Genomic DNA, 26,057 nt, shown 5'->3' on the forward strand with positions numbered 1-26,057 from the left:
CAGGGCAAATCAGCGCGATCGTTGAGATCAAGCGTCGCTGCAATGCTTGAACGCCTGGGCATACGCGGACGCCTGTTGCTGGCCTTTTTCGGCATCAGCGCCTTCGCGGTGCTCGCGACAGCAGCAGCACTTTTTGCCTTCCTGGAGGTAGGAGAGGTCGTCGACCGGATCACCAGGGATCGGGTGCCGTCGGCGCTCGCGTCCCTCCAGCTGTCGCGCCAGGCCGAGCGGGTCGCCGCCAGTGCGCCCGCCGTGCTGACTTCGACCAGCAAGGCTCAGCACAACGAGGTATCGACTGCGATCGGGGTCGAGATGACGCGCCTCGAGGAACTGCTTGCCGCTTTCAAAGGCGCCAGGCCCAGCACGGCGGTGGTGGCTGAGATCGAGGCCGCGGTGCTTGGTCTGCGGCACAATCTGAACGCTCTCGACGACCTTGTCGCCGCACGCCTCACCGTGGTCGCGCGCAAGGAGGAACTGTTACGCCGCCTGTCGGCTACGACAAGTGCAAGCCAGCGCCTTGTGGCGCCCGGTATCCTAGTGATGAACTCCAAGCTTCAGCAATGGCGGACGGTCACGGCCGACACGTCGCTAGCGTCGGATCGAGGCGCTGCGGCGACGGTCGACCTGGTCGAGGCGATTGCGGCCTACATCCCGCAGCAGAAGGCGCAGGAGGAGATCTCGGAGGTCAATGACGCACTGGCGAGGACGGCGGACGCGCCGACACCAGGCGATCTTGCGTTGCTGCTGTTCCCGCTGCGCCGGTCGCTCGCCGCGCTCGAAACGATTTCCACCGAGATCGACGAGAGGCTGCGGGTCCGGTTCCGACAGCTGGTGGACGAGTTGAAGGTGCTGATCGATGGTGAGAACAGTGTCCCGAAGGCGCGACAGGACGAGCTCGCCGTCCTGGCGCAGGGCGAAGAGCTTCTGGCCGAAAACAATCAGCTGTCGCGCACTCTTACCGCTGCCGTCGATCGCCTGGTCGCCAAGGCAGACCACGAGATCACCGCGTCCGGTCTCGAAGCCGCGGTCGTCCAGCGCTACGGCACCGGGGTTGTCCTTGGTTCCGCCTTTCTCAGCCTCTTGAGCTCGGTTCTGATCGCCTGGCTCTATGTCGACCGCAACCTTCTCGCCCGCCTGGGAGGGGTGAGCCAAAGCATGCTCGCAATCGCCGGCGGCAATCTTCGTGCGCCGCTGCCTGCCGCGGGCCGCGATGAAATCGGCCGCATGGCCGAGGCGCTCAGGCTCTTCCGGGACACCGCGGTCGAGGTCGAGGAAAAGAACCTGCGCGAGGTCGCCGAGGCCCGCCAGCGACTCGTCGATGCCATCGAGAGCATCTCCGAGGGATTCGCTCTCTACGACGGGGAGGACCGGCTGGTCCTAAGCAACAGCCGCTACCGAGAACTGCTTTACAGCGACCTCGCGATCGAACTGACGCCCGGCACGACATTCGAGCACATCATTCGCCGATCCGCTGAGCGCGGCTACATCAAGGATGCCGAGGGGCGGTTCGAGGAATGGGTCGCCGAGCGGCTCTCCCGGCACCGCAACCCTGCCGAACCGTGGGTGCAGCGGCGAGGCGACGGGCGGTGGGTCCTGATAAGCGAGCGGCGGATCACCGGCGGCGGCACGGTCGCGGTTTACTCGGACATCACCGAGCTGAAGCAACGGGAGGAGAACCTAGCCGAGAAATCCGCGGCCCTCGAGGCGCTTTCCAGCAAACTGGCGAAGTATCTGGCGCCCCAGGTGTACAACTCGATATTCACGGGCCGCCAGGACGTCAGGATCGCCAGCCAGCGGAAGAAGCTGACGATATGCTTCACTGATATCGCCGGCTTTACCGAGACCACCGACAAGATGGAGTCGGAGGACCTCACCCAACTCCTCAATCACTATCTGACGGAAATGTCGAAAATTGCTTCGGATCATGGCGCGACGATCGACAAGTATGTCGGCGACGCGATTCTCATGTTTTTCGGCGACCCGGAGACTCGCGGCGTCAAGGAGGACGCGCTCGCCTGCGTTGAGATGGCTCTCGCCATGCAGAAGCGGATGAGCGAACTTGCCGAAATCTGGCGCGACATTGGAATTGAAACACCACTGCGCTGCCGCATCGGTATCCACACCGATTACTGCACTGTCGGCAACTTCGGCAGCGAGGACCGGATGGACTACACGATAATCGGCGGCGCCGTGAACCTCGCCTCGCGTCTCGAGCAGGAGGCGCCGCCGGGTGCCGTGCTCATTTCTTATGAGACGTTTGCGCAAGTGAAGGACACGATTGACTGCGACGAACTGGGGCGCATCCACGTCAAAGGGATCGCCTATCCGGTCGCCACTTATCGCGTCATCGATGTGAAGACCAATCTTGTCGCTGCCCGTCGCGCCGTTCGAACCGAACTGCCGCATCTCAGACTAGAAGCTGAGCCCGAGCTGATGTCTGCTGACGAGCGTGACCAAGCCGCAACTGCGCTTCGAGACGTGCTCGATCGACTTTGTCACAAGCCTGGGTAGGAGGGATAGTCGCCTCCTACAGCGCTCACCTCGTCGACCAACCACAGCTGACCCCGCCCCAATCTCGTTCGACCGGAAATGGTCCTGACGCGAACTGACAGGCACCCCGCGCTGTGGCTGATCGCTCAGCTAGTGAGCAAGGTGCTTGGAGAAAAAGAGCCAAAGCCTCGCTCCTTGTTTGCGCTTGAAGGCGGGCGTCTGTCGATTTGAGTTGTGTTTGACACGGGGGCACTATGGCAATAGCGTGCTTAACTGGTATCAAAGGTATGCCAAGTGATTGGTGTTCAGATCAAGCAGCGGAAACTTTCTGACGAGGTCGCAGAACACCTCGAGCGGATGATCCGCAAGGGGGAACTGGCCGAAGCCGAGCGGCTGCCGTCGGAACGGGAACTCATGCGGCAATTCGGGGTCGGCCGCCCCTCAATCCGTGAGGCGCTGCTGCATCTGAGCAAGATGGGCCTTGTCGAGGTGAGGTCCGGCGAGCGTGCCCGCGTCACCCGCCCCACACCCCAATTCGTACTCGACGCCCTCTCAGGGCCGGCGCGGCACATGATTTCGGCCCCGGGCGGGGTTCACGACTTCCAGAGCGCGCGTTTATTTTTCGAGGTCGGGCTTGCCCGCAACGCCGCTGTGAATGCCACGCCAGAGGACATTGAAAGCCTCAGGGAGGCGCTCGAGATGAACCGACAGTCGATCGGCGACCTCACGCGCTTCGAACGCACGGACGTGGACTTCCATTACGTGCTGGCGATGATCACTCGCAATCGGATCTTCACAGCTATCCATGCGGCGTTGGCCGAATGGCTGCTCGAACAGCGGCGGACGACTTTGGCCGAAGGTGAAGACCGCAAGGCCTACGAGGCTCATCGGGAAATTTTCGAGGCGATTGCCGCGCGCGATCCGGACCGCTCCGAAGCAGCGATGCGCAGACATCTGGAATACGTGTCAAAGCGCTATCTGGAAATTGCGAGGCCCAAGTAATGACCGGCTTCGTCGTCTGGGTCGATTTCCGCCTCAAGCCGGGCGCCCGAGACAGCTTCCGAAAGCTCGTCGATGCCAATGCAACCGCGTCGGCTCGCAACGAGGCCGGCTGCCGCCGCTTTGACGTGACAGAGGCGCGCGGCGAACCGGACCGGGTCGTGCTCTACGAGATTTACGACAGCGAGGCCGCCTTCGACGAACACTGCCGGACGGCGCATTTCGACGAATTCAACACGCAAAGCGCGCCGCTCGTTGACATCAAATTGGTGACGATCTGCGACCTCGTTCTCGAGGCAACGCCTTGAACAGAGCATAATTGGATTGCGCCCTTCGGGGCGAAGGGAGGGAAGCGCATGTCAGAGTCTAGTCTCAAGGGGTTGGCTGCGCACCGACGGGTCAAGCTCGGCACGCTCGTCGCCGAATTCGCGACGCCGGGAATCGGGCACATTCTGAAATCCGCCGGCTGCGACTTCGTCTTCTTCGATATGGAGCATTCGGGCTTCAGCCTGGAAACGGTGAAGAGCGCGATCCGCTATTTCGAGGCGGCCGACCTGCCGGTTATGGTGCGTGTGCCGTCGCAGGACTATCATTTCCTCGCCCGCGCGATGGACATGGGGGCTGAAGGTCTGATCGCGCCGATGGTGAGTACGGTCGAACAGGCTCGGCACATCATCAATTCGATGAAGTACCATCCTGCTGGCGCTCGCGGCGTAGCGCTTCAGATCGCGCATGACCGCTACCGTCCGGGCTCGGTCACAGATAAATTCGAAACGGCCAACCAGCGCTCGGTGTTCATCTGCCTGATCGAGACCGCCGACGGCGTCAAGAACATCGACGGCATCGCGGGACTGGACGGGGTCGACTGTCTGTGGGTCGGACATTTCGATCTGTCGGTCTCACTCGGCGTTCCCGGGGACTTCGCCCATCCCACCTTCACCGCGGCGATGGACAAGATCGTTGCCGCCGCCAAGAAGCACAACAAATCGCTTGGACGCCTGGTACCCAGCGTCCAGCAGGGTCACGACTTCTACGCGCAAGGCTTCGATTTCATCTGCTATTCGGGCGACGTCTGGGTTCTGCACGATGCGATGGCCGACGCGGTCTCAAAGATCCGGGCCGGGTGCGAGTGAGGCGGAGGAGACGATGGCCAACGCAATGTTCAGGGTGGCGCTCTCCGGTGATTTCCGCAAGCCGGACGGCGCGCCGACCTATCCCGACTTCGACCTGGAGCTGCTGCGCAATGCGCCCGGCATCGAGATGGCATTCCTGGAATCGAACAATCCGCTGCGCGGCGATCAGCTTGAGGACTTCGATGCACTGATCCTGCTCACCCATCGCTTCGATGCGGTCAGTGTCCCTAAGAGCGGCCGCCTGGCCGTCGTTGCCCGTTTCGGAGTCGGCTACGACACCGTCGACGTCGAGGCCTGCACCGCCGCCGGCATCGCCCTGGTCATCACGCCCGATGGGGTGCGGCGGCCGGTCGCCGTATCCGTCATCACCTTCATGTTGGCACTGACCGGCAAACTGCTCACCAAGGACGCGCTGACCCGCAAGGGACCTGCCGGGTTCAATCAGCGTTCGGAACATATGGGCGTTGGTCTCGTCGGGCGTACGTTGGGGTCGCTCGGCATCGGCAACATCGGCGCCGAGGTCTTTCGCTTGGCCAAGCCCTTCGACATGAAATTCATCGCCCATGACCCGTTCGTAGATAGCAAGGTCGCTGCCGAACTCGGCATCGAACTGATCGGGCTGGAAGATCTGTTCCGCCGTGCCGATGTGCTGTCGGTGAGCTGTCCGCTAACGCCTCAGACCCATCACATCGTAAATGCCGAGCGGCTCGCCTTGATGAAGCCGACGGCTTACCTGATCAACACCGCGCGCGGTCCGATCGTCGACCAGGAGGCGCTGACGAAAGTGCTGCAGGAGCGCCGCATCGCCGGCGCGGGGCTCGACGTGCTGGAGCAGGAGCCGCCGGATGCCGACGATCCGATCCTCAAGCTCGACAACGTTATCCTGACGCCGCACGCGCTCTGCTGGACCGACCAGTGTTTTGCCGGAAACGGTGCTGCGGACGTCAAGGCGGTCATCGAGGTGCAGCACGGCCGCGAGCCGCGCGGCGTGGTCAATCGCGAGGTGCTTTCAAGCGAGGCATGGAAGAATCGGCTGGCCGGTTTCGCCGCCCGCTTCGGGACATAGGAGTACGAGCATTCGGCGCGCCGCCGCGCCTTCGCGGCGGCTTCACGAGAGGAATGCTCGACCGCCGCGCCCGCGGACGAGTGAAGGCAAACGAAAATGGGAGGACCAAGCACTATGAACGATCATGAAAAACGTGACTTTCAGGCAGGCCTCGAAGCAGAGGTCGACGCCTTTATGCGCGGTGAAACCACCCGCCGAACTTTCATAACCCGCTTCGGCCAGATGACCGGCATGCTGGCGGCGTCTGGACCGATCCTCGCCATGATGACGGATTGGGCGCTGGCGCAGCAGAAGCTCGAACTGGCAGACGCCGGTTCACCGCTCGGCCAGGCGCAGGCGGCGGCCATGAAGGCGTCGATGGAAGGCCCGGCGGATGGTTCCGCCTTCCGCGCCGTCGAGGCGGCCAAGGCGCATTCGGGCGTCACGCTGAACATGACCTACGAGGCAGGCCTGCAGGCTCTCGATCCGCGCAATTTCAGTGGACCGATGTGGGAGCAGCTTACGGGCATGAAGTCGAACGTGGTCGAACTGTCGAACCCGGACCAGTACTCCAAGGCCGTTGCCGAGCACATTGCCGGCTCCGGCGCCTATGACGTCCTCGACATCTCGCCAGCCTGGACGCCGTCGCTAGCCGATGGCGGCGTCATCGCACCCCTCGACGATTACATCGCCAAATACATGAACCCGGCCGACCTCGAGGACTATCATCCGCTCTACAAGGCGCTGCCGACCTACAAGGGCAAGATCTGGGGCTTCTTCGATGACGGCGACATGTTCGCTCTCTACTACCGCAAGGACATCTTCGAGGATCCCAAAATGGTGGAGGCCTACCAGGCCAAGTTCAACGCCAAGCTGGCGCCGCCGAAGACCTGGGAGGAATATGCCCAGATCGCCCAGTTCATCACCGACCAGATGGCGCCGAACATTTATGGCGCAGGCCATTTCCGCAAGGCGGGCAGTCCCGGCAACCAGTTCGACTTTCTACAGCAGTACCGCGCCAACGGTGGAAAACTGTTCGGCGACGACATGAAGGCCGGCTTGGTTTCGGATGCCGGCGTCAAGACGCTGCAAAACATGATTGCAGCCAATGCGGCGTCGATTCCCGGCAACAATGAACTCGACGCCGTCTCGCTGTGGGCGGCGTTCCTGACCGGCAAGGTAGCGATGATCTACTCCTGGCCGCCGTCTGGCCGCATGGCCGCGAACTATTCGCAATCGGCCACCGCAATCAACTTCATCCCGCAATCACAGATCGCCGGCAAGGTCGGCTACGCGGTCGTGCCCGGCAATCCTGAACATGCAACCGGCTACAACAAGGCGCTGTCGGCGGATTCGGCGAACCCCGAAGCGGCCTACCTGTTCATGCAATGGGCCTGCTCGCCGCCGGTCTCGCTTGCGCGCTGCATGCTGCCCTACGCCCTGCGCGATCCCTACCGCATCTCCCACTTCAAATCCGAGCTTTACGGCGCGCTGTTCCCGAGCGCCAAGGAGTATCTGAGTAATCTTAACAACTCGGCCAATGTCGGCCTCCTCGACCCGATCATGCCCGGCGCGCAGGACTATTTCCTGAGCATCGACCGCATGTGCACGGCTGTGTGGGCCGGTGCGGATCCGAAGGCGTCGCTAGAAACAGCGGCGGCCGAGTGGAATGAGACGACCGACCGGCTCGGCGTCGATTCGCAGAAGGCATTCTACACCGAGTTCCTGAAACTGCCGGGCGCTACTGCCGACAACACGGTGGAGAAGCTCGGCATGGCGGTCACCCTCTGAGCTCGGCCTGCATCAGGGACGCCGGCCGGTATTCTTGACCAAAATCGGTGTTGCGGGCGCTTGGTCCGCAACACCTCGTCGCAACCGCCAGGCAGGTTTTGGGATGTAATCGATGCAGCATACCGCAACCATCAGTCGCTTGAAGGCAGCTGGCGCCCCGCCACGACTGTCGGGCCTCGCACAATGGGCGGACCGCCACTTCAAATGGCTGCTGGTGGCGCCAGCAGTACTGCTGATCCTGGCGCTGTCGGTCTATCCGCTGCTGTTCTCGCTGGTCGTGTCTTTCATCAATTATGATTTCCAGGTGCCGGGCCACGCCTTTGTCGGATTGAAGAATTTCGAGCGCGTCGTGTTCGATCCCGTCGCGCGCTGGTCGCTTTTGCTGACAGCGTGGCTGTCGGGGATTAGCGTCGCTATCGAATTCGTTCTCGGCCTTCTGGTGGCGCTGACCATGGTTCGCAGCTTTCCGGGCCGCGGCGTGATCATGTCGATCCTGATCGTGCCGCTGTTCATCAGCCCGGTCATCGTCGGCCAGGCCTGGACGCTGCTGCTGCAGCGGCCTTTCGGGCCGACCAACTACATTTTGACGCAACTTCTGGGGCAGGAAGTGACGATCGGCTGGATGACCGAATCGCCATGGCTCTATGTTTCGCTGATTATCGCCGATGTTTGGCAGTGGACACCGTTCATGTTCGTCATCCTGCTCGCTGGGCTTACCGCCATTCCCCCGAACCTTTACGAGGCGGCGGAACTCGACGGGGTCAATGCCTGGCAAGCGTTCTGGGCGATAACCCTGCCGCATCTCGCGCCAATGATGCTGCTGGCGCTGACCTTTCGGCTGCTCGATGCAATCCGCATGTTCGATACTATCTTCATCATGACCGGCGGCGGGCCAGGCACGCGGACCTACACCGCGTCGTACTATCTCTACACCGTCGGCTTCACCCAGTTCCATCTGTCGCAGGCGACCGCCGGAAGCTGGTTGTTCCTGATCTTCACTGCGCTCGTAGTGATGCTGCTGGTGCGGCGGCTTTTGAAGACGGAGCCGGTCTGATGGCAGCCGTCGCGCCTGTCCGTCGCCCGAAACGCCGGTCGATACCGGTCGGCCGCATCCTGCTGCTCGGCTTCTTCCTGGTCTTCGTGTTGTGGCCGCTCTACTGGATGTTCAACACCTCGATCAAGCCGAGCGACGACTATCTCACTGTGCCGCCCGTCTGGTTCCCAACCGCACCCACCCTTGTCCACTATGAAGCTGCACTGTTCGCTTATCGCGGCCTCGACGGGCTGATCAACAGCCTGATCATCTCGCTGTCGGCAACGGTGCTCTCGGCCCTGTTCGGCACGCTGATGGCCTACAGCCTGGCGCGCTACAACACCGGCGGCCAGCATCTGTCGTTCTGGGTGCTGTCGCAGCGCTTCCTGCCGCCCATTGGCATCGTGCTGCCGGTGTTCCTGATCTACCGCGGCGTTGGCCTCTACGACACGCATATCGGCCTGATCATCGCCTATACGGTGTTCACGCTGCCGGTGTCGGTATGGATGATGTTCGCTTATTTCCGCGGCATGCCGAAATCGATGGAGGAGGCGGCCCTTGTCGACGGCTGCACGCGCTGGGAGGCGTTCTGGCGCGTCGCCGTGCCGCTCGCCGCGCCAGGCATCGTCGCGGCGGCGGTCTTCGCCTTCATCGCCTGCTGGACGGAGTTCTTCTTCGCGTTGATTCTGACCAGCCGCACTGCTTTCACGCTGCCAACGGTGTTTCGCGCCTTCATCGGTTTCCAGGGCGCGCAATATGGCGAGGCGGCAGCCCTGGCCATCGTCTCCCTCGTGCCGTCGATCGCGCTGGGGGTACTTGCCCAACGACATCTCGTGCGCGGGCTCACGCTCGGTGCTGTTCGCGGATAGAAAGGGTCGGCATGGCCGAAGTCAGGATCACCGGCTTGCACAAGCGCTACGGCGCCTTCCATGCCGTGCGCGGCATCGACCTGGACATTCGCGACGGCGAGTTCACCGTGCTGGTCGGCCCGTCCGGCTGTGGCAAGAGCACGCTGCTGAGGACCATCGCAGGGCTGGAGGAGAGTTCGGAAGGCACGATCGAGATCGGCGGCGAAGTGGTCAACGATTTCCGACCGCGCGACCGTGACGTGGCGATGGTGTTCCAGGACTATGCGCTTTATCCCCACATGAACGTGGCGAAAAACATTGGCTTCGGCCTGAAGGCGCGAAAAATGCCGAAATCGGAGGTGGAGGCGCGCGTCGCCGAGGCGGCGCGCATGCTTGGCATCACCCCGCTGCTCGGGCGCTTTCCGCGCCAATTGTCCGGCGGGCAACGCCAGCGCGTCGCCATCGGCCGCGCCATCGTCCGCAGCCCGCGCATTTTCCTGTTCGACGAGCCGCTGTCCAACCTCGACGCGCAGCTTCGCGACGAGATGCGCGGCGAGATCAAGCGCCTTCACCAGGACATTGCCACAACGATGATCTACGTCACCCATGACCAGATCGAAGCGATGACTCTGGCTGACCGCATCGTGCTGATGCGCGACGGGATGATCGAGCAGCAGGGCGCGCCGCTCGAGCTGTTCGAGCGCCCCGCCTCGACCTTCGTCGCTGGCTTTCTCGGTTCGCCGCGCATGAGCTTCCTGCCGGGCACGCTGAAGTTGGACGGCAGCGCTGCCGCCATCCGGCTCTCCGAGGCGCTGCTTCCGGTCGCCCCCGGCCGGAGCCTGAATGGCGCCGTTGACGGACAGGCGGTGCTGCTTGGACTGCGGCCAGAACATCTGACGCGCGCGCATGCTGCGACACCTGCGCAGGGCACGTTTCGTTACGACGCAACGATCGACCTGCTGCAGCCGACCGGCTCGCGCAGCTATGCGACCTTCCGCCTGGCCGGCGCGCCGGTGATGGCGGAACTGCAGGCGCACGACGTCAGTCGTCCCGGCGAGAGGCTGCCGATCGACATCAACATGAACCGAGCCTCGATTTTCGACGCCAAGACCGAGAGAGCGATTTGACCACGGCAGCATCTCGAGCAATCCGCTTGTGTGGGACCGAACAGGTCGATCCGCAGTTGCGGACACTGCGCGCGGGACCCTTGTCGCTCGAGTTTGGCAACGGGGCGATACGCTATGTGCGTATCGGCGGGGTCGAGGTTCTGCGCGGGATCTCATTTCTCGTACGCGACGAGAACTGGGGAACCGAAACGCCCGTTCTCGATGACCTCCAGATCGATGAAAAGCCGGATGCGTTCAGCGTCGCCTACCGTGGAACATGCGCCGGTGCGTGCGGTCGGCTGGTCTACCAGGCGCGGATCGCAGGCGGGAGCGACGGTGCGCTGTCGTTTGTGGTGGAGGCAGAGCCCGAAACTGACGTGTTGACCAACAGAACCGGCTTCGTCGTGCTGCATCCGATCGAGGGTTTGGCCGGCAAGCCGGTAAAGGTGCTGCACGAGGACGGTCGCGAAAAACTCTCGCTTTTTCCGGACTACATCGATCCTAGATGTCCGTTCACCGACATTCGCGCGCTTTCGCACGAGATCGTCCCTGGAATCTGGGCCACATGCACCATGGAAGGTGACGCCTTTGAGATGGAGGATCAGCGCAATTGGTCCGACGCCTCCTACAAAACCTATGTCCGTCCCCTGCGTCGCCCGTGGCCGTACAGATTGCCGAAAGGCGAGAAATTCACGCAGGCCGTGCGACTTCAGCTGTTGGGAACGCTCCCTGCCGGGTCTTCCAAAAACCCCAATCCATCCATCAACCTGACGATCGGCAGAGCCATCGGTCGAGTGCCCCGCATTGGCATCGGCGTCGCTGCCGACGAGGCGAAGCACGCGCTCGAAGTCCCCGAGCTCATTCGACGATTGGCTCCGCAGTGGATGGTCTGCCAAGTCGATCTCAGGTTCGGGCACGGCCAGGATGAACTTGAAAGTTACACGGCCCTGGCACAGTTGACCGGCGCTGGCGTCGTGCTTGAGATCATCACCACCGGCACGCTCGATCCCTTCGGCGAATTGGCGCCTCTCGCGGATGCTGTCCAAAGCCTCAATCCAGAAGCTGTCTCCGTCTTTCCGGCGCAGGACATGAAGTCGGTGCAGCCGGGAGCACCGTGGCCGGCGATGCCCACCTTCGAGCAAAACTACGCCGCCGCCCGCCGGGCTTTCCCCGGGGCGCCGCTGGGCGGCGGCATGGCCGCATACTTCACCGAGCTAAACCGCAAGCGTCCGCCAACCGGAGCGCTCGACTACGCAACCTTCACCACCTGTCCAAGCGTGCACGCAGCAGATGATGTCTCCGTGATGGAGACGCTTCAGGCTATCCCCCATCTGATCCGCTCTACCCGTGCTTTCATGGGCGACCGCTTGCCCCTGCGTATAGGTCCCAGTCAGCTGGGCTGCCGCGAGAACCCCTACGGCAAGTCCACTGCGCCGAATGAAGCGAACGGTCGCGTCTGTCTGAGCCGCATCGATCCTCGGCAGCGCGGCCTGTTCAATGCGGCTTGGACAGTTGGCTATTTCGCGGCCTGCGCGCGCGAGGGAATCGAGGCCGTCGCATTCGGCGACTTCACCGGCCCGTTCGGATACGTCCACAGGAAGGCCGATTTCGTGCAGCCGTGGTTTGACGAACAGGATGGCCGGATGGTGTATCCCGCTTTCCATGTCATGGCAGGCCTCTCAAAACTCAGCGGGGCCACCCTGCTGTCCGTGGGAACTTCCGGAGCTGACTGCATCGCGGCGATCGCGGCCGAAAAAGATGGGCGCACGACGCTGTGGCTCTCGAATCTCACTGCCAAAAAGCAATCCGTGCAGCTTTCGGATACGCCGATCAGCGCCCGCATTGCTCTTCTTGCTGCCGACCAGTTCGAGCGGGCGGCAGCCGATCCGAACTTCATGGAAAGTGCCGGAAGACGGTTGCATGACCAATTCATCTCTCTTGACGCCTACGCCGTGGCGCGAGTCGATCTCCACCGTTCGTCTTCGACATAGCCCGGTGGACGGTAGATTGGTGGGGTCGCGCGTTCAACGCGCCGAGGGGATCCCGCTTCCGGCGCACCCCGCCGGGTTTGATCGGCGCTCCATCGGAATAGCGCCACACTTGTTACTCCCACTGGTCGTTTTCCGATGCCAGACTATCTCAGACCCAAGAACGAGCGATGAGCAGCGAACGAGCCGCGCTTCAGCGACGAGGCGCGCGCCCAGATCAGGAGGAAGCCATGACTTCAGCAGCCGAGAGCGGACGCAAAAGCGGACAGACTGCCATGCGCACACCACCGGTGGTATCGCCGCAGGAGTGGGAAGCGGCCCACGAGCAGCTGCTCGTGAAGGAAAAGGCCCAGACCCGCGCCCGTGACGCGCTGGCCGCCGAGCGGCGGCGGATGCCGTGGATGGCGGTGGAGAAGAATTATGCGTTCGAGGGGCCTGACGGGAAGGTGAGCCTGCTCGACCTGTTCGACGGTCGGCGTCAGCTGATCGTCTACCGCGCCTTCTTCGAGCCGGGCGTGTTCGGCTGGCCCGACCATGCCTGCCGCGGCTGCTCGATGGTGGCCGACCAGGTCGCCCACCTTGCCCATCTGCACGCCCGTGACACCACTCTCGTCTTCGTCTCGCGTGCGCCTCAGGCTGACATCGCGCGGTTGAAGGCGCGGATGGGCTGGGAGATACCATGGTTCACCCTAACCGATAGCTTCGACGCCGACTTCGGCGTCGACGAGTGGCACGGCCACAACGTGTTCATCCGCGACGGCGACCGCGTGTTCCGCACCTACTTCATCAACAACCGCGGCGACGAGCAGATGGGCGGCACCTGGAACTATCTCGACATCACGCCGCTGGGCCGGCAGGAGGTCTGGGAGGACTCGCCCGAGGGCTATCCCCAGACCCCGACCTACAAGTGGTGGAACTGGCACGACAGCTACGCCGCGGATCCGGCAGCCGACAAGAAGTGGGCCGAGGTGTCGGAGGCCGGAGAGGCGGCGTTCCGGGAGGCGAGCACGAAACAATGAGCCAGACCTTCCGGTGGGTCAGACGGGCGGCGACGGTCGGTCTGAGCCGCCGCGACCGCCGCGCGCTCCCTGAGTGAGTGTCAGTTTAGTCCCGTCTTGCGAATACCGGGCGAACCCTTCCCGCCCGGTTCCAGCGCGCGCTTCCGCCTCGCCGAAGTCGAGCTGCGGCATTTTTGGCGACATCTTTCGGGATCGGCTCGATGAGACCCCAGCAAATTGGATGCACGCATTCGGCTGGGACAAACCCGCTGGAAGCGGCGACGATCGCTTGCAGGGCTCAGATCGCTCCGCCGCTGTTTATGCGGACTTGACGACCGAAAATGGGCGTTTGTAGGTGATCGGTCTCGTCCGGAAACTCGCGGCGGGAGCAGGACGGCCGACGTGAAAGCCCTGGATTTTATCTATGTCAAATTCGCGTATAAGGGCCAGCTGCTCGTCGGTTTCCACGCCCTCGACCAGGATTTTATGGCCGCGATTTCGCACCAGGGCAATAATGTCTTGCAGCATCGCCTTGCCCCTTGGGGTGCCGCAGTCATGCAGAAACGAGCGATCGATCTTCACCGTATCGAAATCGATGAGACGAAGCCATGAGAGGCCCGCGAAGCCCGTCCCGAAGTCATCAAGCCATACTCTGACCCCCAGCAGCTTCAGGTCGCTGATGCAGCGCAGAATGTCGGAATGCATCTCCATCTCCAGCCCTTCGGTGATTTCGAGGGCCAGCCTGCTGCCGGCGACGCCGGTCTCGCTCAAAATCGTCGCAACCGAAGCTGCGAAGCCGGGCGTCTTGAGCTGAATTGGAGAGACGTTGACGCTGACCACACGGACATGATCGTCCGCCAGGAGCTCGTTGCACACTGTCCTTATGGCCCAGCGCCCGAGTTCCAGGATCGCCCCAGTTCGTTCCGCAACAGGAATGAACAGGCTCGGCGGAACCGATGTACCGTCCAGCATTTTGAGGCGCATCAGAGCCTCGACGGCTTCTACTCGGCCGGACGCCACATTCTGGATCGGCTGATAGACGAGTGAAACGAGATCCTGGCCGATCGCGATCTTCAGCAAAGCCGCAATATTCTCGCTCTCGTCACTGCTCTGGGGATCGTTTGGATCGAACAGCCAGGTACAATTGCGTCCGCCTGCTTTTGCCAAATAGAGCGCACGGTCGGCCTCGTGGATGATTTTCTCCAGCTTGGCGCCGGTCTGCGGCCTGGTGAAGGCAGCGCCAACGCTCACCGTCACCACCGAGGTGCCGTCCCTGCGCTGCTGGTGGGGAAGCGCGAGGTTCTCCACCGTGCTTCGAATGGCTTCCGCAAGACCTGCGACCTGTTCCCTTTTCTCCATGCGAGCCAGAACAATGAATTCTTCCCCGCCGTAGCGGCCGATTGAGCCATTGTGCTGCGTGATCATTTCGGCGAGGGCATTGGCGACACGTATCAGGCAGCGGTCGCCTTCCTGATGTCCGTAATAGTCGTTGAACCTTTTGAAGAAGTCCACGTCGATGAGGATCGCCACAAAACCGCTGCCATGCCTTTGCCAGTCGCTCCAGTAGTCGCGCAGCTTCTCGTCGATCGCGCGCCGGTTCTCCAGGCCCGTAAGCGGATCGGTTCTCGACAGGCTCAACAGCGCCTGTCCGCGCTCGGTGGCTTCCTTGTGCTGGATCTTGGCTTCGAGGGCATTCAGGAAGACATTGTAACGTTCCTCGTTCAGCTTCCAGTTTACGTAGGATGTAAATGTGAAGCACGATATGTAGAAAGTTCCAAATACCATTTTGTACGTTAATGTGGAAGGCACGAAATAGTTAACAATGTACAATATTACCAAAATTATACTTGAAGTTACAATAGATAGGCTGAATTTAAACGTGAAAAATAGATTGGCGCTCATCATAAAGATGGTGCCGAAGACCATATAATAAGAGACGGTTTCCTTGTCCGCGCCCATAACCGCTGGCGACAACCAGCCGACATAGCCAAAGATGATGGCTGCGGCGCAAGTCACGTCAATCCATTCCGTGGCGACCCCCCGGCGAAGTTGTGCTTCCAGGGTAACCAGAGCGGTCACTCCGACGGCGAAGCGTGCCATGATCGTATAGAGCGCGACATCCGGAATCAGCAGCAGATCCGTTGCCGAAAACATGAGATAGATGGCAACGGCGATCCAAAGGCCCGGCCTGGCATCCATTCTTCGCTTCGCCTGGCCTTCCTCTCGGTAGAGATTGCGGAGCTCGTCTGACCGCGGCTGGTAGCGCGGCCCAAGCGGTTCCGCATGGGCCATATCGGCCAATGCGGATGACGCGTATTCGTTCGTCACCCTAAGCCCCATTTGAACGGGGCTTTGTATCCCGAACTCATTTCTAGCTTCTGCCCCCACGCCGGCCGACTCCTCAGGCGCGACAGCGATTGCGGCGCCTCGCAAGCAATATGCAGTCGCGCATATAGGTTTGCGTTAACTCGTATCTGGAATCCGACCCGCAAGGCGTCCAAAAAACCAGCATGGTTGGCGGGAATTTAACGACACCGCTAAAATGCCAAGGATGTGTCTTGGCAAAGATAAAATTTTAGGCAATATCTAACTATATCTAGTTAATTGTGATTATGGAGTTGTGCGGTGGCCACCATCCTCGATGGCAAAAGTCTGATTACTGCCGAGACGATCGCCGCCAGTCTTCCTCGAAAAAATATCGAGCCTCATAGCGAAGCGTTCGAAACCGCCCGCGTAGAGCTTGCGCTCATTCTCCACGCGACACACCAGCAAATCGAGAAGCGAAAGGATCCCGCGGAGATCATTCGCCGCCTGATGTCGTACCTCGAGGCAACGCGTTCCAAGGTTCATCCGGACGTCTGGCAGGCATTGATACCGGTCGTGCAGAACCACCCGGTCCTGGAGTACTTTCTCGAGGATCCGCTCACGCGGTGGTCCCATAGCAAGCCCAGAGGTTATTCCGGCGATGCGCAGTTGCTCGACTACATCTATTGCGATCCGCACGTGGCCGAGAGCGTGGAAAACGCTTCGGAGATCGGCAAGGCGCTCTATAGCCATACCAAGGATGTGCCGTCGTGCGTCGCGGCCCGGGAACGACGCGATCTTTTAACCCGATATGTCGATGAGATTGCGACCAGGAATGGACCGGAAGCCGAGGTCCTGGCGATTGCGGCCGGCCATTTAAGGGAGGCCAATTGCTCGGCCGCCTTGAAGGAGGGCCGTCTCAAGCGCTGGGTTGCGCTCGATCAGGATCCGCAGAGCGTTGGATTGATCACCCGCGACTTCCAGGGGACCGCGGTAGAGGCCATCGACGGCTCGGTACGAACCGTGCTCACAAGAGGCCACAAGCTTGGCTCGTTCGATCTCATCTACGCCTCCGGGCTTTACGACTACCTTGTGCACAAGGTCGCCGTGAAGCTCACGAAAACCTGCCTGCAGATGTTGAAGCCGAACGGGACATTCCTCTTTGCGAACTACGCAGAGGGCAACCCCGACGCCGGCTACCGGGAGACGTTCATGAACTGGGTGTTGCTGCTGCGGTCGGAGGCCGATATGTGGAACATCATCAATGCCAGCGTCGACCGCAACACCGTCGAGGCGCAGGTGTTCTTTGGCGAGAATCGCAACGTCCTGTACGGCGTCATCAAAAAGCGCGGCTAGCGACCGCATTGGGCTGCAAGGTTGCCGGCGGTTGGCGGCAGCCGGTCTGATTGCGTTTTGACCTAATCTTCGAACGCTGCCCTTAACGTCTCGAATGGCGCCAGCGCGCCGCGCACCTGGACGACGGCCGCGGCGACGCGATGCGCGCGCAGCACCGCGTCGGTCGGGGCATGGCCGGCAAGCCGGGCGGCGAGATAGGCGCCATTGAAGGAATCGCCGGCGCCGGTCGTGTCGACCGGGGCGGCGACATGCACGGCCGGAACGGGTTGCAGGGTGCCGTTTGCGGCGATCAGCGCCGGCTCCTCGCCGTTCTTGACGACGACTTCGCCGACCAGCTTTCCCAGTCGTTCCGCGGTTTTCTGCGGCGCTGCGTCGCCGAACAGCATCTGCTCGTCGGGAAAGGTCGGCAGCGCGATGTCAGTGACTGCCAGCGCATCGAGGATCGCGGTCTGTGCTTCCTCACGCCGGCGCCACAGCCGCGGCCGATAATTGGGATCGAAGGCGACAAGCGAGCCGGTGGCGCGCGCCTTGGCCACCGCCGCCAAAAGTGTCTTGTGCGCGGCGTGATCGAGAATTGCCAAAGTGATTCCGGAAAAGTAAACAAGCGACTGATTTTCAAGGCTTTTCTCCAGAGCGGCCGCGTCGGAGGCAAGCTGCCTCGCGGCTGCATCGCCGCGCCAGTAGGTGAAGGAGCGTTCGGCGCCGGTCAGCGTGATTGCATAGAGGCCAGGCCGGGCGTCTGGTATAATCGGGCTGGCGCCGATGCCGATGCCGTTTTGCGCGAAGAAATCGATCTGGTCGCGCGAGAACGGGTCGTCGCCGAAGGCCGACACATAGGTGGCCGGCCGGTCGCCGCTCAGCGCATGCAGCGCCCAGAGCGTATTGAACGTGTCGCCGCCAAAGCCCATGCGCCAGTTCGGCCCGGCCTGGCCTGAAAGCTCGAGCATGCATTCACCGATCGATGCGACGCCGTTTCCTGCCATGTATCTCTCTCCTGGTGCATGTCGCCCACAGCTTGCGCGGCGGTTTTAGGATAACGACATGCACAAAACCAAAGACCCGGTGCTGTAGCTTTTTGCGAGCGGCAGCGCCATGCTTGGCGTCAGCGGATTTTTACACCAGCGGCGTTTTCTCAGCTGCGCTGCGGGACGCGATCTGCCCAGCGGGACGTTATTTCCTGGAAGAGGAACCGGTTTGGCATCGTTATGGCGCTACGTTCTGGCAGGTGTTGGTCTGGCTGCCTTGCTGGCCGGTATTCTCGCCGCCGTCTATCTGACCGCGCCGCAAGCGCCTCGACTTGCCGGTTCCGAGATGGCCGGCTCCGAGATTGCCCGTTCGAAAAAGACGGCGAACGGTCTGTTCGTAGCCAGTTTCGAGCCGGAGCGGGGTGTTGTCCGTCAAGGCGAGCTGCAATCCTGGCTGCTGACCCTGAGGACAAAGGCGGGAACCCCGGTGGAGGGCGCTGCGATCACGATTTCCGGCGGCATGCCGCAGCACAGGCACGGTCTGCCGACCAGCCCGCAGGCAACCGATTATCTGGGCGATGGCCGCTATCGCATCGGCGGAGTAAAATTCACAATGAGCGGATTGTGGCAGCTGCATTTCGCCATTTCCGCGGCGGCCGGATCAGACACGGTGGTCTTCAATGTGTTGCTCTGAGCGCTGGAGCAAGTTGAACCGCTTTTCGCGACTTTTCGCGCTGCTGGCGATGGCTGTGCTTGCCGGCTGCGGCAAGCCTGAGTTTTCCGATGCCGAAAAGAAGACCATCGCCTCGCTGGCGCTGTCAGCGCTGCCACCGCTGAAAGCCGACACCACCAACCGCTTCGCCGACGTGCCGGCCGCCGCCGCGCTCGGCGCGACGCTGTTTTTCGACGTCGGGATGAGCGGCGACGGCAAGGTTTCCTGCTCGACCTGCCACAAGATCGACCGGCAGTTCCAGGACGACCTGCCGCGAGCGGTCGGTGTCGGCCGCACCAACCGGGGCACCATGCCGCTGGCCGGCGTTGCGCATGATTCATGGTTCTTCTGGGACGGGCGGCGCGACAGTCTCTGGGCGCAGGCGCTGGCGCCGCTGGAAAATCCGCTGGAGCAGGCCGGCAACCGCGCCGCCTACGCGCGTTATATCAAGGCGCGATTCGGCGAGCGCTACGAGCGCATCTTCGGGCCGCTGCCCGACCTTTCAAATGTGCCGGCCAATGCCAGTCCGGTCGGCAGCGATGCCGAGAAGGCTGCCTGGAATGCCATGTCCGACGCGCAAGCCGAGGACGTCAATCGCGTCTTCGCCAATATTGGCAAGGCGATCGCCGCCTTCGAGCGATCGATCGCGCCACCGCAGACGCCCTTCGATCGGTTCGCCGCCGCCCTGGATACCGGTGTACAGGCGCCGCAAGGCGACGATGCCTTTTCGCCCGAAGAAATCCTCGGGCTAAAACTGTTCATCGGCAAGGCCAATTGCGTGACGTGCCATAGCGGGCCGCGTTTTACCGACGGCAGTTTTCACAACACCGGCGTGCCGCCGGTTAGGGGTCTTCCTCCGGATCGCGGCCGCATAGACGCGGTGGCGCAGGTCGAGGCCGATCCGTTCAACTGTTTCGGCGCGTTTCGCGATGGCGACGCCAGTGCCTGCGGCGAGCTGCGCTTCATGGTCAAGGCCGGGCCGGAACTCGTCCGCGCCTACAAGACGCCGTCGCTGCGCGGCGCCGCCACCCGTCCGCCCTACATGCATGCCGGGCAGTTTTCCTCGCTCAACGAGGTGGTGGCGCATTATTCGAAGGCGCCGGCAAGCGTCGAGGGCATATCCGAGATCCACCCGCTGCAGCTTTCTGACAGCGAGCGCGCGGCGCTGGTGGCGTTCTTGAAGACGCTGGCGGAGTGAAAAGGGCTCGGAATAAAGGCTGCTCGGTAGCGATCCTTCGCGCCCCCCTCTGTCCTGCCGGACATCTCCCCCACGAGAGGGGAGATTGGCTGTCCCCTCGGCTTTCGCCAATTTTCAACGTTGAAAAAAGGGCGCTGTCGCCGAAGCTGCCAATCTCCGCCCAAGTGGGGGAGATGCCAAGTGGTGGCAAAGAGGGCAGGACAGAGGGGGGCGCTGTCCCGCCAGCATCAAAGGTTCGTCACCGCATCAGCGCTCTCCTACTGATCCTTCACCGTCTCCATCGCCACGAAGGTCGAGGTCTGGGCGACGTGGGGCAGGGCGGAGATGCGCTCGCCGAGCACGCGGCGGTAGGCGGCGATGTCGGTGGTGCGGACTTTCAGGAGATAATCGAAGCTCGACGCCATCATGTGGCATTGCTCGATCTCCGGCACCGTTTGCACGGCGCGGTTGAAGGCGTCGAGCGCGGCCGAGCGGGTGTCGGACAATTTCACCTGGACGAAGGCGACATGGCCTTCGCCGATGCGCTCGCGATCGATGATCGCCTGGTAGCCGCGGATGATACCGTCTTTTTCCAGCCGCTTGACGCGCGCCTGCACCGGCGTCTTCGACAGGCCGACCTTTGCCGCGAGTTCCGACATCGAAAGCCGGCCGTCGCTGCCGAGCGCCGACAGGATGTTCCTGTCGATGCGGTCCAATTGGTCTTCGTTCATCGAGTCTGTGGTCAAGCTGGGGGAAAATCCGGCCCATGATAGTTCAATCGACCTGCCGTGTCGATTTCTTTGGACCGACCGAATCCAAGCTTTGTGCTAGCTTGCGCCATTCGGTCCGGTGACCGCCGGACCGCTTCCTGATGCTTGCTCTCTACAGGACCGTCATGCCAGCGCTCGATGCTATCCGCCAGCAGATCCGTGCCAATTATTTGCCTGACGAAGACGAGGCCGTGAAGCGGCTGGCCGAGGCGACAGGGCTTTCGGAGAAAGAGCGGAGGGCAATCTCGGCCCGCGCCGCCGATCTGGTGGGGGCGGTGCGCGACTCGTCCGATCCGCGGCTGATGGAGGTCTTCCTGTCCGCCTACGGCCTCTCCACCAAGGAGGGCGTGGCGCTGATGTGTCTTGCCGAAGCGCTGCTTCGGGTACCCGACACCGAGACGATGGACGACCTCATCGCCGACAAGATCGCGCCGCATGACTGGTCGGCGCATTCGGGCGGCTCAAGCTCGATTTTTGTCAATGCGTCGACCTGGGCGCTGATGCTGACCGGTCGAGTGCTCGAGGAAGGCGAGGACGGCATCGAAGGCACGCTGCGCGCCATGGTGCGCCGGCTGGGCGAGCCGGTCATCCGCAAGGCGGTCGCCGCCGCCATGCGCGAAATGGGCGAGCAGTTCGTGCTCGGCCGCACCATTGCCGAGGCCGTCAAGCGCGGCCGGCCGATGACCCAGAAAGGCTATCTCTATTCCTTCGACATGCTGGGCGAAGCCGCTCGCACCGAGGCCGACGCACTGCGCTATCTCAAGGCCTATGCCGACGCCATCTCGTCGCTCGACGCCGGCGCCAACGGCCCCGACATCCGCCAGAATCACGGCATCTCGGTCAAGCTGTCGGCGCTGCATCCGCGCTATGAAATGACGCAGAAGGAAAAGATGCTGCCTGTGATGGCCGAGCGGCTTTTGTCGCTGGCGCTGGCGGCGCGCCATTCGCGCATGGGCCTCAACATCGACGCCGAGGAGGCCGACCGGCTCGACCTGTCGCTCGAAATCATCGAGCGGGTGCTGGCTGAGCCGGAGCTTGCCGGCTGGAACGGCTTTGGCGTCGTCGTCCAGGCCTATGGTCCGCGCGCCGCCTTTGTCATCGACTGGCTCTATGCGCTGGCGAAGAAGCACGACCGCACCATCATGGTGCGGCTGGTCAAGGGCGCCTATTGGGACACCGAGATCAAGCGGGCGCAGACGCTCGGCCTCGACGGCTATCCGGTCTTCACCCGCAAGGCCAACACCGACGTGTCGTACCTAGCCTGCGCGAAAAAGCTGCTGTCGATGACCGACCGCATCTATCCGCAATTCGCCACCCACAACGCCCACACCGTCGCCGCCATCCTATCGATGGCCGGCGATCGCGACTCCTTCGAGTTCCAGCGCCTGCACGGCATGGGCGAGGCGCTGCACGAGACGGTGCGGCGGGCCGAGGGCACGCGCTGCCGCATCTATGCGCCGGTCGGCGCGCATTCCGACCTGCTTGCCTATCTGGTCCGCCGGCTGCTCGAAAACGGCGCCAATTCCTCCTTCGTCCACCAGCTCACCGACGAGGAGGTCGAGCCGGAGGATATTGCTCGCGACCCGCTCGAAACCGTCGAGAAACAGGGCCCGGCCGCCAATCCAGCGATCCCCAGCCCGTCGGCGATCTTCGGTGCTGCCCGCCGCAATTCGAAGGGATTTGACATCACCGATCCGGTAACGCTGGCCGCGATTGACAAGGCAAGGGCTGAATTCGCGGGGCCGGACCGCTGGCACGCCAGGCCGATCACCCGGGCCGCCGGCTATGGCAAGCAGCGTCCGGTGGTCAATCCGGCAAAGCCCGAGGAAGTGGTCGGCACGGTCAGCGAGGCTACCGCCAAGCAGGTTGCGACCGCCGTGCGCATCGCCGTGGAGGCGCAACCGGCCTGGGCAAGACGCCAGGTCGCCGAGCGCGCCGCCATCCTCAACCGCGCGGCCGACCTCTATGAGGCCAACGCCATCGAATTCTTCGCGCTCGCCGCCCGCGAGGCCGGCAAATCACTGGCCGACGGCGTCGCCGAAGTGCGCGAGGCGGTCGACTTCCTGCGCTATTACGCGACCGAGGCGGCCAATGCCGAAACGGGAACCGAGGCGCGCGGCGTGATCGCGTGTATCTCGCCATGGAATTTTCCGCTCGCCATCTTCACCGGCCAGATTGCGGCAGCACTCGTCACCGGCAATTCGGTCATCGCCAAGCCGGCCGAGCAGACGCCGCTGATTGCCTTCCGCGCCGTCGAATTGCTGCGCCAAGCCGGCGTGCCGGAAGACGTCATCCAGCTTCTGCCCGGCGACGGTCCCTCGGTCGGTGGCCCGCTGACCGCCGACCCGCGCATTGCCGGCGTCTGCTTCACCGGCTCGACCGAGGTCGCCAAGCTGATCGAAAAGCAACTGGCCGAGACCGCCGCGCCCGACGCCATGCTGATCGCCGAGACCGGCGGGCTGAATGCGATGATCGTCGATTCCACCGCGCTGCCCGAGCAGGCGGTGCGCGACATCCTTGCCTCGGCCTTCCAGAGCGCCGGCCAGCGCTGTTCGGCGCTGCGCGTCCTCTACGTGCAGAAGGACGTCGAGAAGAAGATGCTGGACATGCTGAAGGGCGCGATGGAAGCGCTCAGCCTCGGCGAACCCTGGCGGATATCGACCGATGTCGGGCCAGTCATCGACGAGGAGGCACAAAAATCGATCCGCGACTATTGCACTAAGATGGGCCTGCAGGGCCGGCTGATCGCCAAGCTCGAAGCGCCGAAGGATGGCCGCTTCGTGGCGCCGCATGTCTTTCGGGTCAAGGGCATCGAGGACATCGAGCGCGAGGTGTTCGGGCCGGTGCTGCACGTCGCCAGCTTCGACGCCGACGACATCGACGGGGTGATCGCGGCGATCAACCGCAAGGGTTATGGCCTGACCTTCGGCCTGCACACCCGCATCGAAGGCCGCGCCCAGCATTTCGTCGACGGTATCCATGCCGGCAACATCTATGTCAACCGCAACCAGATCGGCGCCGTGGTCGGCTCGCAGCCGTTCGGCGGCGAGGGGCTTTCCGGCACCGGGCCGAAGGCCGGCGGGCCGCACTATCTCAGGCGGTTGCGCAAGGGGCCGCAGGCGGGCATGCCTATTCCTGACGGCCGCAAGGTGACGGCGACCGAACTCGCCGACAACCTGCCAGACCCGGCGCTCGGCGGCTGGTCGACGCGGGCGGACCGCGTTGCCATGCTGAGGAAGCATTTGCGCGGCAAGGGTGCCGCGGCCATCGGCGCCGCGGCCAGCATCGATTTCGGCCAGGTCGATTTGCCCGGGCCGACCGGCGAGGCCAACACGCTGTCGCTGTCGCCGCGCGGCCGCGTGCTCTGCCTCGGACCGGACGCCGACACGCTGCTTGCCCAGACCATCCAGGCGCTCGCCGCTGGCAATGCGGTGCTGGCCGTCGCGCCGGGTGCGCCGGCGGCACTTTCATCACTGACCGGCAAGGGCCTGCCGCTGGCGGCCATCGACGGCAGGCCCGACCCGGTCGAGGCACGCGCGCTGCGTGTCGACGTCGTCGCCTTTTCCGGCACGCCCGAGGCCGCTCGCATCGTGCGAAAGGTGATCGCCGACCGCGCCGGGCCGATCGTGCCGCTGGTCAGCGAAGTGCTCAACCCGGCCGCCTATGCGCATGAGCGCGCCGTCTGCGTCGACACCACGGCCGCCGGCGGCAATGCCAGCCTGCTGGCCGCGGCGTGAGATTTCAGGCCATGACTTTTTCTGCGTTCCCGCGATTGGCGAAGGCCGAGATGACGGCCAATCTCCCCCCTCGTGGGGGAGATGTCCGGCAGGACAGAGGGGGGCGCGAAGGATCGCCGGCTTTGCTTTTTCTGCCCGCCATGTGCCGAACGTTGCGGTCTGCAAGTTGATCGAGTTGTGCGCGTCAAGTTCTGCGACAGAGTCATGGTGGGAGCAGGCATGCCTTTGATCAGCAGGCCGGCGGGACAGCACCCCCCTCTGCCCTGCCGGGCATCTCCCCCACAAGGGGGGAGATTGGCAGCTTCGCCGACGGCACCTATTTGGTCGGGGCGCTGCCGTGATCGTTCGGCAAAGGCCCAAGGGAACCATGGGTCGCCTGAGATTGATTACGCGCCCTCGACGACGGAAAAGCCTTCGAACTGCGGATGGCCGAGATAGTGCACCTTGGTGGAGCCGGCGTTGCGGTGCGCGGCGCGAAAGTTCTCGGATTTGGTCCAGGCGACAAAATCCTCATGGCTCGCCCAAACCGTGTGCGAGGCGAACAGCGTGTAGCCTTCGGCCTCGTTGAGCGGACCGCGCAGCAGATGAAGTTCCTTGAAACCTTTCATTTCGGACAGGCTGGAATCACGGTTCCTCCAGACGTCCTCAAAGACGTCCTCAGAGCCATTCTGGACCTTGAAGCGGTTCATGGCGATGTACATTGGCGGTCCTTTCAGCATTGGTGAATTGTGACGGTTGATGGTGGCCGAAACTATGAGGCGCCGGGTGTTAAAATGGACCGATCCGCGCTTTAAACACCCAACTTGACCTGCCAGTTTCGCTTGGAATGGGAGGGAACGGCGCCTGCTTGCGCACCAGTGTCAAAGCGAATTGATCAAGCTCCGCAGAACCTGAGCTTTCGGCAAGCTGTATGTCGCTGATGCTGCCGTCGGCCATGACAACGAAAACGACCCTGGCATTGTTGCGAGCGCTCGCCTGTATCGATTTCGAAACACGCCGGTTAGCGCGGGCAAGCTTGTTCTGAACTTCACCGCTGTAGCGGGATTCTATCGCATTGCCTGACGCCGCCTGCTTCTTGCCCTTGCTGGAAGCCACCGCGTCGCGTTCCTCGCCATCCGCGGCGCCGCGGGCACCGTTCGTTTCGCCGGCTCCGCGAGAACCTGGTGTCGGGCGCGGCCTTGGCGTCGGGAGCGGCGGCTGTCCGATATCGGCAGGAGGGGCCTTGGTGGTTTCGGCCGGAGCAGCCGGCTCTGCCGGCGTTTCGATCTTCGGAGCCACGCTCTGCTCGTCCAGGCGCGGGGTGTCGGCCATCATCTCTGGCACGGCGGTGGGTTGTTCGACAATCTGCGGCAAAAGCGCGGGGGGTTGCGCGGCCATTTCCCTGATGGGCCGGTCCCCGGTGGGCTGGTCGGCAGGCGGCTCGGGCTTGACCTCAGGTTTGGCCGGCCGCGGGTCGGGCACCAGGGTGACGGCCATCGCGCCCGGGGCGCGACCATTCAAGTCGCTGCCGACCACTTTGGCGCCGGTTCGATCGGCGCCTTCCATCTCGATAGCGTCCCCGGCATCAAACGTGCCGGCAGGTGCGATGAGAAAAGCGGCCGCCAC

Annotated in this window: 20 protein-coding genes; 15 read left to right on the plus strand and 5 right to left on the minus strand. The window is 62.9% G+C overall.

The genetic code is table 11. The features are described 5' to 3' along the window. Nucleotides 1-42: 42 nt before the first annotated feature. The 11 genes from NMG80_RS17560 to NMG80_RS17610 all read left to right on the plus strand — a co-directional run bounded on the left by NMG80_RS17560 (nucleotide 43) and on the right by NMG80_RS17610 (nucleotide 13,452). Nucleotides 43-2,511: an adenylate/guanylate cyclase domain-containing protein gene (locus NMG80_RS17560; protein ID WP_254019259.1), complete on the plus strand. Its 2,469-nt coding sequence runs from the start codon at nucleotides 43-45 to the stop codon at nucleotides 2,509-2,511. Nucleotides 2,512-2,784: 273 nt separating this feature from the next. After that, the gene (gene nanR, locus NMG80_RS17565; RefSeq protein ID WP_254019260.1) at nucleotides 2,785-3,492 is read left to right on the plus strand and encodes a transcriptional regulator NanR; all 708 of its coding nucleotides are present in this window, start codon (nucleotides 2,785-2,787) and stop codon (nucleotides 3,490-3,492) included. Beyond that, nucleotides 3,492-3,797, plus strand: coding sequence for a putative quinol monooxygenase (locus tag NMG80_RS17570; protein WP_254019261.1), 306 nt, complete (start codon nucleotides 3,492-3,494; stop codon nucleotides 3,795-3,797). Before nanR ends, NMG80_RS17570 begins: the two co-directional genes overlap by 1 nt. Nucleotides 3,798-3,845: 48 nt before the next feature. Next, nucleotides 3,846-4,622, plus strand: a complete 777-nt coding sequence (locus NMG80_RS17575) for an HpcH/HpaI aldolase family protein (RefSeq protein ID WP_254019262.1) — start codon at nucleotides 3,846-3,848, stop codon at nucleotides 4,620-4,622. Between the two features lie 13 nt (nucleotides 4,623-4,635). Then, on the plus strand, nucleotides 4,636-5,688 hold the full coding sequence (locus NMG80_RS17580; protein WP_254019263.1) for an NAD(P)-dependent oxidoreductase: 1,053 nt from the start codon (nucleotides 4,636-4,638) through the stop codon (nucleotides 5,686-5,688). Nucleotides 5,689-5,802: 114 nt separating this feature from the next. Then, nucleotides 5,803-7,458: an extracellular solute-binding protein gene (locus NMG80_RS17585; protein WP_254019264.1), complete on the plus strand. Its 1,656-nt coding sequence runs from the start codon at nucleotides 5,803-5,805 to the stop codon at nucleotides 7,456-7,458. Between the two features lie 112 nt (nucleotides 7,459-7,570). Next, nucleotides 7,571-8,512 carry a carbohydrate ABC transporter permease gene (locus tag NMG80_RS17590; protein ID WP_254019265.1) on the plus strand — a complete coding sequence of 314 codons (942 nt, stop codon included), beginning with the start codon at nucleotides 7,571-7,573 and terminating at the stop codon, nucleotides 8,510-8,512. Further along, on the plus strand, nucleotides 8,512-9,360 hold the full coding sequence (locus tag NMG80_RS17595; protein ID WP_128246859.1) for a carbohydrate ABC transporter permease: 849 nt from the start codon (nucleotides 8,512-8,514) through the stop codon (nucleotides 9,358-9,360). Before NMG80_RS17590 ends, NMG80_RS17595 begins: the two co-directional genes overlap by 1 nt. 11 nt (nucleotides 9,361-9,371) lie before the next feature. Continuing rightward, entirely contained in the window at nucleotides 9,372-10,466 is a 1,095-nt protein-coding gene (locus NMG80_RS17600; RefSeq protein WP_254019266.1) for an ABC transporter ATP-binding protein, read from the plus strand. Next, nucleotides 10,463-12,436 carry a D-apionate lactonase family protein gene (locus NMG80_RS17605; protein ID WP_254019267.1) on the plus strand — a complete coding sequence of 658 codons (1,974 nt, stop codon included), beginning with the start codon at nucleotides 10,463-10,465 and terminating at the stop codon, nucleotides 12,434-12,436. The genes NMG80_RS17600 and NMG80_RS17605 overlap by 4 nt, the downstream gene beginning before the upstream one ends. A 227-nt stretch (nucleotides 12,437-12,663) precedes the next feature. Next, entirely contained in the window at nucleotides 12,664-13,452 is a 789-nt protein-coding gene (locus NMG80_RS17610) for a DUF899 domain-containing protein (RefSeq protein WP_254019268.1), read from the plus strand. Nucleotides 13,453-13,749: 297 nt separating this feature from the next. On the opposite strand, the gene NMG80_RS17615 is transcribed toward NMG80_RS17610, so the two are convergent. Then, nucleotides 13,750-15,723: a putative bifunctional diguanylate cyclase/phosphodiesterase gene (locus NMG80_RS17615; protein ID WP_254019281.1), complete on the minus strand. Its 1,974-nt coding sequence runs from the start codon at nucleotides 15,721-15,723 to the stop codon at nucleotides 13,750-13,752. 333 nt (nucleotides 15,724-16,056) lie between these two features. Between NMG80_RS17615 and NMG80_RS17620 the strand changes: the two genes are divergently transcribed. Then, a complete protein-coding gene (locus tag NMG80_RS17620) occupies nucleotides 16,057-17,091 on the plus strand; it encodes a class I SAM-dependent methyltransferase (protein ID WP_254019269.1) in 1,035 nt (344 codons plus the stop codon). 62 nt (nucleotides 17,092-17,153) lie between these two features. On the opposite strand, the gene NMG80_RS17625 is transcribed toward NMG80_RS17620, so the two are convergent. Further along, nucleotides 17,154-18,074 carry a sugar kinase gene (locus tag NMG80_RS17625; protein WP_254019270.1) on the minus strand — a complete coding sequence of 307 codons (921 nt, stop codon included), beginning with the start codon at nucleotides 18,072-18,074 and terminating at the stop codon, nucleotides 17,154-17,156. Between the two features lie 211 nt (nucleotides 18,075-18,285). Between NMG80_RS17625 and NMG80_RS17630 the strand changes: the two genes are divergently transcribed. Together NMG80_RS17630 and NMG80_RS17635 are read left to right on the plus strand one after the other, a co-directional pair. Beyond that, the gene (locus NMG80_RS17630; protein WP_436798633.1) at nucleotides 18,286-18,750 is read left to right on the plus strand and encodes a FixH family protein; all 465 of its coding nucleotides are present in this window, start codon (nucleotides 18,286-18,288) and stop codon (nucleotides 18,748-18,750) included. 49 nt (nucleotides 18,751-18,799) lie between these two features. Continuing rightward, complete coding sequence (locus NMG80_RS17635) at nucleotides 18,800-19,966, plus strand: cytochrome-c peroxidase (RefSeq protein ID WP_254019282.1); 1,167 nt, start codon at nucleotides 18,800-18,802, stop codon at nucleotides 19,964-19,966. A 257-nt stretch (nucleotides 19,967-20,223) separates the two neighbouring features. Here the strand turns inward: NMG80_RS17635 and NMG80_RS17640 are convergent, their stop codons facing one another. Further along, nucleotides 20,224-20,676 (minus strand): Lrp/AsnC family transcriptional regulator, encoded by a 453-nt coding sequence (locus NMG80_RS17640; protein WP_254019283.1) that lies wholly within the window; start codon nucleotides 20,674-20,676, stop codon nucleotides 20,224-20,226. 164 nt (nucleotides 20,677-20,840) lie between these two features. Here NMG80_RS17640 and putA point away from each other — a divergent pair, with 164 nt between their 5' ends. Continuing rightward, nucleotides 20,841-24,452: a bifunctional proline dehydrogenase/L-glutamate gamma-semialdehyde dehydrogenase PutA gene (gene putA / locus NMG80_RS17645; protein ID WP_254019284.1), complete on the plus strand. Its 3,612-nt coding sequence runs from the start codon at nucleotides 20,841-20,843 to the stop codon at nucleotides 24,450-24,452. Nucleotides 24,453-24,838: 386 nt separating this feature from the next. On the opposite strand, the gene hmuQ is transcribed toward putA, so the two are convergent. Beyond that, on the minus strand, nucleotides 24,839-25,153 hold the full coding sequence (gene hmuQ, locus NMG80_RS17650) for a heme-degrading protein HmuQ (protein WP_254019272.1): 315 nt from the start codon (nucleotides 25,151-25,153) through the stop codon (nucleotides 24,839-24,841). Nucleotides 25,154-25,220: 67 nt separating this feature from the next. After that, nucleotides 25,221-25,997 carry an energy transducer TonB family protein gene (locus tag NMG80_RS17655; RefSeq protein WP_254019273.1) on the minus strand — a complete coding sequence of 259 codons (777 nt, stop codon included), beginning with the start codon at nucleotides 25,995-25,997 and terminating at the stop codon, nucleotides 25,221-25,223. Between the last annotated feature and the right edge of the window lie 60 nt (nucleotides 25,998-26,057).

The sequence above is a fragment of the Mesorhizobium escarrei genome, from assembly GCF_935825525.1.
Classification (GTDB): domain Bacteria; phylum Pseudomonadota; class Alphaproteobacteria; order Rhizobiales; family Rhizobiaceae; genus Mesorhizobium; species Mesorhizobium escarrei.

Coding starts and splice junctions, on each gene's coding strand:
- NMG80_RS17560 (WP_254019259.1), top strand. CDS start 43: ATGCTTGAACGCCTGGGCATACGCGGACGCCTGTTGCTGGCCTTTTTC.
- NMG80_RS17570 (WP_254019261.1), top strand. CDS start 3,492: ATGACCGGCTTCGTCGTCTGGGTCGATTTCCGCCTCAAGCCGGGCGCC.
- NMG80_RS17575 (WP_254019262.1), top strand. CDS start 3,846: ATGTCAGAGTCTAGTCTCAAGGGGTTGGCTGCGCACCGACGGGTCAAG.
- NMG80_RS17580 (WP_254019263.1), top strand. CDS start 4,636: ATGGCCAACGCAATGTTCAGGGTGGCGCTCTCCGGTGATTTCCGCAAG.
- NMG80_RS17585 (WP_254019264.1), top strand. CDS start 5,803: ATGAACGATCATGAAAAACGTGACTTTCAGGCAGGCCTCGAAGCAGAG.
- NMG80_RS17590 (WP_254019265.1), top strand. CDS start 7,571: ATGCAGCATACCGCAACCATCAGTCGCTTGAAGGCAGCTGGCGCCCCG.
- NMG80_RS17595 (WP_128246859.1), top strand. CDS start 8,512: ATGGCAGCCGTCGCGCCTGTCCGTCGCCCGAAACGCCGGTCGATACCG.
- NMG80_RS17600 (WP_254019266.1), top strand. CDS start 9,372: ATGGCCGAAGTCAGGATCACCGGCTTGCACAAGCGCTACGGCGCCTTC.
- NMG80_RS17610 (WP_254019268.1), top strand. CDS start 12,664: ATGACTTCAGCAGCCGAGAGCGGACGCAAAAGCGGACAGACTGCCATG.
- NMG80_RS17615 (WP_254019281.1), bottom strand. CDS start 15,723: ATGGCCCATGCGGAACCGCTTGGGCCGCGCTACCAGCCGCGGTCAGAC.
- NMG80_RS17625 (WP_254019270.1), bottom strand. CDS start 18,074: ATGGCAGGAAACGGCGTCGCATCGATCGGTGAATGCATGCTCGAGCTT.
- NMG80_RS17635 (WP_254019282.1), top strand. CDS start 18,800: ATGGCTGTGCTTGCCGGCTGCGGCAAGCCTGAGTTTTCCGATGCCGAA.
- NMG80_RS17640 (WP_254019283.1), bottom strand. CDS start 20,676: ATGAACGAAGACCAATTGGACCGCATCGACAGGAACATCCTGTCGGCG.
- putA (WP_254019284.1), top strand. CDS start 20,841: ATGCCAGCGCTCGATGCTATCCGCCAGCAGATCCGTGCCAATTATTTG.
- hmuQ (WP_254019272.1), bottom strand. CDS start 25,153: ATGTACATCGCCATGAACCGCTTCAAGGTCCAGAATGGCTCTGAGGAC.
- NMG80_RS17655 (WP_254019273.1), bottom strand. CDS start 25,997: ATGGAAGGCGCCGATCGAACCGGCGCCAAAGTGGTCGGCAGCGACTTG.